This window comes from Nocardia jiangxiensis NBRC 101359, assembly GCF_000308615.1.
In the GTDB taxonomy this organism is placed as follows: Bacteria; Actinomycetota; Actinomycetes; order Mycobacteriales; family Mycobacteriaceae; genus Nocardia; species Nocardia jiangxiensis.
In genome coordinates this window covers 1-9,078 of record NZ_BAGB01000072.1, presented here as the reverse complement: position 1 = coordinate 9,078, position 9,078 = coordinate 1, and the positions used below count along the sequence as shown (strand labels likewise).

Below are 9,078 nucleotides of genomic sequence, written 5' to 3'. Positions count from 1 at the left end.
GGGGGACCGGCCCGCCGGATGCGCGACCGCCGGGTCCCTGCCCGCGCTGATCCGCGGGACCGCCGGGCGCGACACCGCGCGATTGCGGTCCGCCCTGGTCACGACGGTTGGGGTCGGCCGGTCCGCGACCGGGGAGCTGGTCGCGGGAGATGAACTGGTTGCGGACGGCGGCGGGGCCGGATCCGGGCGCACCGGACGACGGACGTTGCTCGGCGCCGGGAGAGTCCGGCTGCGGCTTCTTATCGTCTGTCGGGTCGGACACACGCTGCCCTTCGTTCGGCGGATCGGTTTCGGTCCAGGCAAGCCTAACGAGCATTTCGGACAGCGGTGCAGATTGCGGCTGCCATAGGATGATGAGCCATGACGTCCTTCGGTGATCTGCTCGGACCGCAGCCGGTACTTCTCCCCGAGAATGTGGAGGCGGAGTCGGCCCTGCTCGAGAAACAGGATCCGGTTCAGGTCGCCGCCGCGCACCCGACGGCCTCCATCGCCTGGGCACACTTGGCCGAGGCCGCGCTCACCCGGTCCGAGGCCACCGGCCCGGATTCGGTCGACGCCGATGTCATCGCCGCCTACGCCTTCGCCCGGACCGGCTACCACCGCGGCCTGGACCTGTTGCGCCGCAACGGCTGGAAGGGTTTCGGCCCGGTGCCGTGGAGCCACGAGCCCAACCGCGGATTCCTGCGCAGCGTCGGCGCCCTGGCCCGCGCCGCCCGCACCATCGGCGAGACCGACGAGTACGCCCGCTGCCTGGACCTGCTCGAGGACTGCGACCCCCGCGCCGCCGCCGAACTCGGCATCGACTGACCCTCCCCGCCTGCGGACAGGGTTTATTCTCGGCACCCCATGGCTTTCGAGAGTTCGTTCACGATGGATGCTGTTCGTGAGAGCAGTGTCGAGCGTCTGCGCAGTGGCTGGCAACGCCTCCGTAAATCCGCGCTGCCGATCCTGCAGTGCGCGGTGGGTGCGGCGATCGCGTGGTACGTCGCGCATCACATCGTCGGTCACCCCCAGCCGTTCTTCGCGCCGGTCGCGGCGGTCATCTCGATCGGTGTGGCGTTCGGCGCGCGGATCCGGCGCTCGGTGGAACTGGTCGCGGGGGTCAGTGTCGGCATCGGGATCGGTGATCTGTTCATCTCCTGGGTCGGCAACGGGCCGTGGCAGATCGCGCTGGTCGTCGCGGTGGCGATGGGGTCGGCGATATTCCTCGATCGCGGCGCGGTCATCCCGATGCAGGCCGCGAGTTCCGCGGTATTGGTAGCGACGCTGTATCCGCCGCACAGCGGGGGAGCCGCACTGCGCGTGGTGGATTCGCTCGTCGGCGGACTGGTCGGGATCGCGGTGGTGGCGATCTTCCCGCTGCATCCGGTGCGCCGCGCCCGCCAGCAGGCCGCCGACATCCTCGCGGTGATGGGCCGCGCGCTCACCGACTGCGCCGACGGCCTGCACGAGCAGGATCCGGAAAAGATCCGTGCCGCACTGCAATCCGCGCGCGGGACGCAGTCGCAGATCGACGGGTTGCGCAGTGCGGTCGAGGGCGGCCGCGAGGTCAGCCGGATCTCCCCGCTGTACTGGAACGCCCGCCCGCGCCTGGATCTGATTCGGGCGGCGGTGGATCCGCTCGACAATGCCGTGCGCAACATCCGCGTCCTGTTGCGCCGCGCCCTGACCCTGGTCCGCGACGACGAGATCCTCGATCCCGGAATCGTCGAGGAGGTCGAGGAGCTCGGCAAGGCCGTCGAAGTGGTGCGGCAGTACGTCCTGGCCGATCCGGGCCGGCAGCCCGACGCCGCCGAGGCGACCCGGGTGCTGCGTCGCGTCGCCAAGGGCGCGACCGTGGATCTGGTGGACGGCGCGGGTCTGTCCGCGCACGTGGTGTTCGCCCAACTTCGTTCCATCGTGGTCGATCTCATGCAGGTGTGCGGTGTGAAGCGGCTGTCGGCCATGGCATTGCTCCCGCCGACCGTCGAACGCCCCTACGTCGAACCGCAGGACTGAAACCCGGCGCCGCAACGGAATCCGTGTTGATTGCTGTTCGGATGCCGTCCGGTCCGGACCGATTCCGTCGATGCGTAATCCGAAGGGCGACTGCGCGTTCGCCGATCGAATCGCGCGCGAAAACGATCGTGGTTCGGGTAGTGCACTACTCGTGAAGCGGCTTCCCACTGCCGATAACTTCATTGTCGTACCGCGTCGACGAGGGGTGGCGCGGTCGGAACTTCGTACGGGCGGTGCGCGTCCCGCGGTCGGAGCGACGGGGTCCGCACGTCAGTAGGTGCGACCCGGGGAGGACGTCGCCCAGCACTGTCCGACAGTGCGCCGGTCGAGGGGGGTGGACTGCGCTGACGCCCGTACGAAGACGGGCCGCCCGATGGACTGGATCGGGCGGCCCACCCAATTTCCGGGGCCCGTGCGAATTCGGGCTCAGGGCGGATTCAGAAGGAATTCCAGAATCGGGTCAGATAACTCCCGTAGGCGGACCAGTCCGAGGACACGCCCGAGAGTTCGAACAGATAATTCACCGCAGTGAAGAACACCCGATTCAGCCCCGGCACCCACAGGATCGCCAGCAGCAACAACAGCCCGTACGGCTTGAACTGATCCATCGACCGCCGCGTCCGATAACTCAGCGAGGGTTCCAGAATTCCGTACCCGTCGGTGCCCGGAATCGGCAGCAGATTCAGCACGGTCGCGGTGACCTGGAGAAATGCCAGGAAACTCAGCCCGAACCAGAATGCCGGATGGTCCTGCTCGGATCCGGCCGCGCGCACGATCGCCAGCAGCACCACCGCGCACGCCAGATTCACCGCGGGCCCGGCCGCACTGATCGTGCGTTGTACGCGCGGGGAGAAATCGTGCGCGTGGACGTAGACCGCACCGCCCGGCAGCGCGAATCCGCCCAGCGCGATGAACAACATCGGCAGCCCGATCGACAGCATCGGATGGGCGTACCGGAGCGGGTTGAGGGTCAGATATCCGCGCAGCTCCACCTCGCGATCACCCGCCCGCCAGGCCGAATACGCGTGGCCGAACTCGTGCAGGCACATACTCACGATCCAGCCCGCCACCACGAAGACGAACACGCCGAGCTTGGCCTGCCAGGAGGTCAGTTCCGCCTCCCACGCCACCACCCCGCCGACCGCGGTGAGCAGCACGATCAGCAGGAATATCGGGCTGGGCCGGACCGCCCCGGTCATGCGCCGGGTGTTGAACGGGCGGTTCATCGAACCAGCCGCCAGGGCTCGTTGTGCCGGTAGAAACTCGCCCGCGGCACGGTCCGGTCGTCGGCGATGCCGTCGCGGGTCACCACCGCGCCCGGAGTGCCCAGCTGGATCGCGCGGCCGGCGACCCAGCGCCGCCGGCGAAACCTGCGCACCACCGCCGCGCGTGCGCCCGGCATCTCCAAGGTGGGCGAGATGTTCAGGGCCGCAATGGTTCCCGAGAACAACGGCACCTCGTCGGCATAGGCCTCGCCCTCCAGGCGGGACCCGTCCGGTCCGGTCACGGTGGCGCGGCCGACCAGTACCTTGCCGGTGTCGTCGCGGATCAGCGGAGTGTCCTGCGGCTTGCCCTCCAGGGCCCGCTCGGCCGCCGCGGAACCGGTGCCGGTCTGATAGGCGCGCGAGCCGTAGGTGCGATCCACCGGCACGTACCCGATCTCCACGTGCAATCGCTCGGTGCGCAGCAGATGGGTGAGCACCGCGGCCAGACCGGCGTCCTCACCCAGCACGATCAGCCGGGGCAGACTGTCCGCGGCCAGCACCGGCAACAGCTCATCGATGCGAGCCGCATCGGGAATCGCCGAGGTCTGTGTCATCGAAAGGGACGCGAGCGCAATCGGTACCGGGGCGCCGTTGCAGCGGAGAACGTGGGTACTCAACTGCGGAACACCCTCCTCGGAACCGACACCATGCTCGACCTCGCTGCGCTCGGGCGAACCCCCAACAGCCCGCCTCCCGAGCAACGATAGTCCCGGTCGGTGTCCGGTGTGCCAGTCGGCGTCGTGCTTCGCGGGCCGCGCGACGGTCATCCACTAGACTGTCCTCCCGGCCACCGCCTCGACAAACGGCAGGTAGCTGCAGCGTTGGCGCTGCGCGTCGAAACCGTAGGAGACTCCACATGCCGGCAATCGTCCTGATCGGCGCCCAATGGGGCGACGAGGGCAAGGGCAAAGCCACCGACCTGCTCGGCGGCCGGGTCGACTGGGTCGTGCGGTACCAGGGCGGAAACAACGCCGGGCACACCGTCGTCCTGCCCAATGGGGACAACTTCGCGTTGCACCTGATCCCGTCGGGAATTCTGACTCCGGGCGTCACCAATGTCATCGGCAACGGTGTCGTGGTCGACCCGGGCGTACTACTGGACGAGCTGGCCGGAATCGAGAAGCGCGGCGTGGACACCTCGCGCCTGCTGCTCTCGGCCGACGCGCACCTGATCATGCCGTACCACGTGGCGATCGATAAGGTCACCGAACGTTTCCTGGGCAACAAGAAGATCGGCACCACCGGCCGCGGCATCGGCCCGTGCTACCAGGACAAGGTCGCACGCGTGGGCGTGCGGGTGGCCGATGTGCTGGACGAGAAGATTCTCACCCAGAAGGTCGAGGCCGCACTGGAGTTCAAGAATCAGGTGCTGGTGAAGATCTACAACCGCCGCGCGCTGGATCCGCAGCAGGTGGTCGACGAGGTGCTCGGCCAGGCCGAGGGCTTCAAGCACCGGATCAGCGATACCCGGCTGCTGCTGAACGAGGCGCTGGAAGGCGGGCAGACCGTTCTGCTGGAAGGTTCGCAGGGCACGCTGCTGGACGTCGACCACGGCACGTATCCGTATGTGACGTCCTCGAATCCGACCGCGGGCGGTGCGGCGGTGGGTTCGGGCATCGGGCCGAACAAGATCACCACGGTGCTGGGCATCCTGAAGGCGTACACCACCCGCGTCGGCTCGGGGCCGTTCCCGACCGAGTTGTTCGACCAGTCCGGCGAATATCTGGCCAAGACCGGCGGCGAGGTCGGCGTCACCACCGGACGCGCGCGTCGCACCGGCTGGTTCGACGCGGTCATCGGGCGTTACGCGACCCGGGTCAACGGCATCACCGACTACTTCCTCACCAAACTGGATGTGCTGTCGAGCCTGGACCAGGTGCCGATCTGTGTCGCCTACGAGATCGACGGCGAGCGCGTGGAGCAGATGCCGACCACACAGACCGAATTCCACCACGCCAAGCCGATCTACGAGCAGATGCCCGGCTGGTGGGAGGACATCTCGCACGCGCGCACCTTCGAGGATCTGCCCGCCAACGCCCGCGCCTACGTCGAGCGGCTCGAGGAGCTGTCCGGTGCGCGTATCTCGTGCATCGGAGTGGGACCGGGCCGGGACGAGACCATCGTCCGGCACGACATTCTGGGTTAGTCACTGCGCCCGGGGGATTGGGCGCTCCGCCTACCCGAAATCGCCCGGGATAAGGTGCTGATGTCCGAAAACTGGAGGGAGAGCACACGATGAGTCAGGAGCAGCAGAGCCAGGGGCGCCACGCGGCCCCCGAGGGCGCTGAGCGCCACCCCCTGATAGACCTGTCCCGGGATCCCAATCCCGGCGTTCCCGATCACGCTGCGCCCGAGCCCGCAGAACAGGATGCCAACGGCGAATCCTGATCGGCACCGTACGTTGAGCCGCGCCTCGCCCGAAGTACCGGACGGAGTGCGGTTTTTCGTTTGCGGTCAGTAGTAGGTGATGGGGGCCAGCGGTTCCGCGGCGTGCGGGGTGAGGGTGGAGTAGGCCTCGGCGAGGGATTTCACGCCGAGTCGCAGATCGGATTCGTCCCGGGTGAAGGGGATACGCAGGAAGCGCTCGAACGCGCCCTGCACCCCGAAGCGCGGTCCGGCCGCCAGCAGCACACCGTGATTGGGCGCGACCGCGGCCAGGGCGGAGGAGACCGGTGTGGGCAACTGGACCCACAGCGACATGCCGCCGACCCCGGGGACCACGCGCCAGTCCGGCAGGTCCTGGGCCAGCGCGTCCAGCAGAGTGGCTCGGCGGCTGCGGAGTTGGTCGCGGCGGTGTTCGAGGATGGGGCCCGCGTTGTCGAGCAGATGGACCGTGGCCAGCTGATCCATCACCGGGGTGCCCAGGTCCACCGTCGAGCGGATGCCGAGCAGTTTGGTGATCAGCGACGGCGCGGCGCGGACCCAGCCCACGCGCAGACCGCCCCAGAACGATTTCGACGCCGAACCGATCGTCACGATCTCCGAGCCGCGGGCGAATGCGGCCACCGGAGGCGGATTTTCGCCGTCGAGCTGCAGATCCACCATGGATTCGTCGACGATCACCGTCATCCGGGTGTCGCGCGCGATGGCGGCGAGTTCGGCGCGGTCGCGCTCACCCATCAGCAGTCCGGTGGGATTGTTGAAGTCCGGCAGCAGATATGCCGCGCTGGCCGCGGTTTGCCTTGCCGCACTGCGGATTCCGTCGAGGTCCCAACCGGCCTCGGGATGTTCCGGGAGCAGCGGAACCGGGACCGGTCGCGCGCCGACATCGCGAATCGCCTCGATGGCGTTGGGGTAGGTCGGGTGATCGATCAGAACTCGCTCGGCCGGAGCGGTCAGGACGTTCAACAGCAGACGCAGGCCGTGCTGAGCGCCGAGGGTGACCAGGATCTGATCCGGCTCGGTGGGCAGGCCGCGCTCGGTGTAGCGGCGGGCGAGCGCCTCGCGCAGCGGCGGGACGCCGACCGGATCCATGCCGTGTGTGCCGAGGTAGAGCGGAATTCCTTGTAGTGCAGCGGAATACGCGTCGTTCATCTCCGGGGGAGCGGACATCGCGGCATAGGTCAGATCGATCGTGGGCAGCTGATTCGGCGACATCAGCGCCAGGATGCTGCGTGCGGGTTTCGCGCCGTCGTGCGCGACGCTCGGCGGCAGGGCGACCGTGCTGCGCGAACCCTGGCGGCTGATCAGGTAGCCGTGTTCGCGCAGGAGGGCGTACGCGGAGGTGACCGTGGTGCGACTCACACTCAGGGTGGCGGCGAGATCTCGCTCACTGGGCAGGGCGACGCCCAGCGGGGCGCGGCCGTCGTGGATCAGCAGTCGAATGCTTTCCGCGAGAGCGAGATACGCCGGGCGGGCCGCGCGTTTGTCACCGTTCTCGTCGTGCCGCCAGCGGCCCAGATCGCGGGTCAGGGTGGCGGCGCTGATCACACGTATTGCCATGCAGTCCAGTATCGACCTTCTGGATATTTGATTCAAGTCCAGCTGGCCGGATCATTCTCTACATGGTCACCTTTCTCGCCTCTGTGCTGGTCGTCGCGGCCTTCGCGGTGATCGTGTATCGGTTCGCGCTGCGCGGCGCCGGGCGCGCCGTCGGACTGCTCGAGCGTTATCGGCCGCATGCGCCGATGTCGGACTGGTCGATGTCGTTTCGGGACGATCAGCGGCAATATGCGGATCTGGTTGCGGCCGAGTCGTATCGCGATGCCGGAGCCGAGTCCGGGGCGGTTGCGCAGCCGTCCGTCGTCGGGCGTCGTCGAGTGTTCCGTAGGGCAGTCCAGTTCTGAGAACTGGACTGCTGCATCGAAACTTGTCGGTGCTTTCCGGCAGACTGACGGTATGCCCGCCTCGGATCGCTCGCCCTCGGCAGCGCTCTTCGACACCGCGATCGGTGTCTGTGCCCTCGTCTGGACCGATGTCGGCGTCCTGCGCTTCCAGCTACCCGAGGCCACACCGCAGGACACTCGTACCCGGATGCTGCGCGGCGGCGCCCGGGAGGTCGAGCCGGATGCCACTGCTGCCGAGGCCATCGCAGCGTGCCGCGCCCACCTCGACGGCAACCTCGACGATCTGCGCTGGATCCGGTTGGACCACACCGAACTTGCCGATTTCCACCGCGCCGTCTACGGCGTGACCAGAGCCATCGACCCCGGCCACACCCTCACCTACGGTCAGGTCGCCGAGCGCATCGGCACCCCCGGCGCGGCCCAGGCCGTCGGCCAGGCACTCGGCCAGAACGCGATCCCCCTGATCATCCCCTGCCACCGAGTCCTGGCCGCCGACCACGCCCTACACGGCTTCTCGGCCCCCGGCGGCACAGCCACCAAGGCGCATCTCCTCGAAATCGAACGCACCCCGGGCTTCGGAGAACCGACCCTGTTCTGATCGGCTGCGCCGCAGGATATTCGAGATCGATATCGAGTCGACCCCCGGTGGCAGGAGCAGCGCCTCGCGCGACGAGCGGGCCCGGTGCGGCGGCAGCTGGATGGGTGTGCGCCACTGCCGATTTCGGGTGCTCTCCTGAGGCCGATCGTGGCCGGGTATCGGCTCGGATCGGCTAGTGGTGCGGCTGTTGGGTGGGGGTGGGTTCGATGATGCTCTGGAGGTCCTGGTTGGTGCGGTTGACGCCGTCGACCACCGCGTCGGGGACGACGTTGGGGACGGGGGCGTTCAGGTCGCCGATGTGGACCTCGCGGGGCGCCGCCGGGGTGGTGGTCTGCGAGGGCTTGGGTGTGCTGCGGCGGCGGGGTGCGGGGGACTGGTCTTGTGGTGTGGCCGAATGGAGTTGAGCCGGTTGATCGGTTTGGGGCGACTTCTGGGGCGCGGGGGTCACCGCGCTCACCCCGGGCTGCACCGTCCCGGGGTCGGCCAGTGCGAGCCCGGTGCACGCCAGCAGGGCCACACCCGCCAGTGCGGCCAATCCGGCTGCGAGACCGGCCGAAACCTTGCGACGACGAGTCACGACACCACCTTCACGATGATCTGCTGGATGGGTGACGCGTCGTCGAGTCGCCCGGACAGCATCGTAATCGGCGATCGGCCCCGGAACCATCCCCTGTTCGCCGCGAATCAGACCGCCGCGCCGAAGGCGGATCCGGCTGCGCCGCCGACGATTCCGCCCGCCACACCGCCGACGAGCGCGGCCGGAATCCCGACGACGGCGGCACCGGCGGCCGCCCCTCCCGCCGCGCCGACGCCCGCGCCGATCGCCGCACCGGCGGCCGCTCCCGCGACATTGCCCACTCCGGGCGCGGCGGTCCCGGCCGCACCGCCGATGAGTCCGCCCGCGACCGCGCCGACGCCGGTGCCGACGACC

General features: G+C 68.6%; 10 protein-coding genes and 1 pseudogene. 5 read left to right on the top strand and 6 right to left on the bottom strand.

What is annotated here, in order from left to right; translation table 11 throughout:
• Positions 1-262 (bottom strand): annotated as a pseudogene (locus ON40_RS52200) (hypothetical protein); the annotation flags it as partial.
• Positions 263-360: 98 nt separating this feature from the next.
• Here ON40_RS52200 and ON40_RS31420 point away from each other — a divergent pair.
• Together ON40_RS31420 and ON40_RS31415 are read left to right on the top strand one after the other, a co-directional pair.
• The gene (locus tag ON40_RS31420) at positions 361-807 is read left to right on the top strand and encodes a DUF3151 domain-containing protein (protein ID WP_040828652.1); all 447 of its coding nucleotides are present in this window, start codon (positions 361-363) and stop codon (positions 805-807) included.
• 39 nt (positions 808-846) lie between these two features.
• On the top strand, positions 847-1,998 hold the full coding sequence (locus ON40_RS31415; RefSeq protein ID WP_051193796.1) for an FUSC family protein: 1,152 nt from the start codon (positions 847-849) through the stop codon (positions 1,996-1,998).
• Between the two features lie 437 nt (positions 1,999-2,435).
• Here the strand turns inward: ON40_RS31415 and ON40_RS31410 are convergent, their stop codons facing one another.
• Positions 2,436-3,224 (bottom strand): site-2 protease family protein, encoded by a 789-nt coding sequence (locus ON40_RS31410; protein ID WP_040828650.1) that lies wholly within the window; start codon positions 3,222-3,224, stop codon positions 2,436-2,438.
• Positions 3,221-3,817: a hypothetical protein gene (locus ON40_RS31405; RefSeq protein WP_051193797.1), complete on the bottom strand. Its 597-nt coding sequence runs from the start codon at positions 3,815-3,817 to the stop codon at positions 3,221-3,223. Before ON40_RS31405 ends, ON40_RS31410 begins: the two co-directional genes overlap by 4 nt.
• Before the next feature lie 302 nt (positions 3,818-4,119).
• Here ON40_RS31405 and ON40_RS31400 point away from each other — a divergent pair, with 302 nt between their 5' ends.
• Positions 4,120-5,409, top strand: coding sequence for an adenylosuccinate synthase (locus ON40_RS31400; RefSeq protein ID WP_040828649.1), 1,290 nt, complete (start codon positions 4,120-4,122; stop codon positions 5,407-5,409).
• A gap of 308 nt (positions 5,410-5,717) precedes the next feature.
• On the opposite strand, the gene yczR is transcribed toward ON40_RS31400, so the two are convergent.
• Positions 5,718-7,205 carry a MocR-like transcription factor YczR gene (gene yczR / locus ON40_RS31390; RefSeq protein WP_040828647.1) on the bottom strand — a complete coding sequence of 496 codons (1,488 nt, stop codon included), beginning with the start codon at positions 7,203-7,205 and terminating at the stop codon, positions 5,718-5,720.
• A 62-nt stretch (positions 7,206-7,267) separates the two neighbouring features.
• On the opposite strand from yczR, the gene ON40_RS31385 reads away from it, so the two are divergent.
• Positions 7,268-7,549, top strand: a complete 282-nt coding sequence (locus ON40_RS31385) for a hypothetical protein (protein WP_040828646.1) — start codon at positions 7,268-7,270, stop codon at positions 7,547-7,549.
• Positions 7,550-7,601: 52 nt separating this feature from the next.
• Positions 7,602-8,147, top strand: coding sequence for a methylated-DNA--[protein]-cysteine S-methyltransferase (locus ON40_RS31380; RefSeq protein WP_040828645.1), 546 nt, complete (start codon positions 7,602-7,604; stop codon positions 8,145-8,147).
• 172 nt (positions 8,148-8,319) lie between these two features.
• Here the strand turns inward: ON40_RS31380 and ON40_RS31375 are convergent, their stop codons facing one another.
• Together ON40_RS31375 and ON40_RS31370 are read right to left on the bottom strand one after the other, a co-directional pair.
• Complete coding sequence (locus ON40_RS31375; protein WP_157186482.1) at positions 8,320-8,724, bottom strand: hypothetical protein; 405 nt, start codon at positions 8,722-8,724, stop codon at positions 8,320-8,322.
• A gap of 107 nt (positions 8,725-8,831) precedes the next feature.
• A partial coding sequence (locus ON40_RS31370; RefSeq protein WP_176572812.1) for a hypothetical protein occupies positions 8,832-9,078 on the bottom strand: 247 nt, incomplete at its 5' end.

Excerpts from the sequence above, each read along its gene's own strand:
- ON40_RS31385 (WP_040828646.1), top strand. The coding sequence starts at position 7,268 with ATGGTCACCTTTCTCGCCTCTGTGCTGGTCGTCGCGGCCTTCGCGGTG.
- ON40_RS31400 (WP_040828649.1), top strand. The coding sequence starts at position 4,120 with ATGCCGGCAATCGTCCTGATCGGCGCCCAATGGGGCGACGAGGGCAAG.
- ON40_RS31420 (WP_040828652.1), top strand. The coding sequence starts at position 361 with ATGACGTCCTTCGGTGATCTGCTCGGACCGCAGCCGGTACTTCTCCCC.
- ON40_RS31405 (WP_051193797.1), bottom strand. The coding sequence starts at position 3,817 with ATGACACAGACCTCGGCGATTCCCGATGCGGCTCGCATCGATGAGCTG.
- yczR (WP_040828647.1), bottom strand. The coding sequence starts at position 7,205 with ATGGCAATACGTGTGATCAGCGCCGCCACCCTGACCCGCGATCTGGGC.
- ON40_RS31410 (WP_040828650.1), bottom strand. The coding sequence starts at position 3,224 with ATGAACCGCCCGTTCAACACCCGGCGCATGACCGGGGCGGTCCGGCCC.
- ON40_RS31415 (WP_051193796.1), top strand. The coding sequence starts at position 847 with ATGGCTTTCGAGAGTTCGTTCACGATGGATGCTGTTCGTGAGAGCAGT.
- ON40_RS31380 (WP_040828645.1), top strand. The coding sequence starts at position 7,602 with ATGCCCGCCTCGGATCGCTCGCCCTCGGCAGCGCTCTTCGACACCGCG.